The 311-nt window shown below is 68.5% G+C and carries 1 protein-coding gene; it reads left to right on the top strand.

Features of this window, described 5'->3' with window-relative positions:
- On the top strand, window positions 1–311 hold a 311-nt coding region (locus tag E5162_RS14405; RefSeq protein ID WP_241973586.1), incomplete at both ends, for a HisA/HisF-related TIM barrel protein.

Genomic DNA, 311 nt, shown 5'->3' with positions numbered 1-311 from the left:
TCCCGACCTGATCGACCGGCTGGCGCGCGAGTTCGGCTCGCAATGCGTCGTCTCTGGCATCGACAGCCGCGTGAGCGAGGGCGAATGGCGCATACACCAGAATACCGGCGATCCCGACAAGACCGAGATCAGCCATCGCCGCACGCTCGACTGGATCGGGGAGGTCACGGAGCGGGGCGCAGGCGAAGTTGTGCTCAACTGTATGGACCAGGACGGGGTGCGCGAGGGCTATGACGTGGACCAGCTCGCCGCGGCGCGCGCAATCTGCCCGGTTCCCCTGATCGCCTCGGGCGGGGCGGGCGCGATCGAGC

It is taken from the genome of Marinicauda pacifica (genome assembly GCF_004793635.1).
GTDB classification, from domain to species: domain Bacteria; phylum Pseudomonadota; class Alphaproteobacteria; order Caulobacterales; family Maricaulaceae; genus Marinicauda; species Marinicauda pacifica.
Note: the sequence above shows the minus strand (reverse complement) of the source record. Positions and strands in the feature narration are given on the sequence as shown.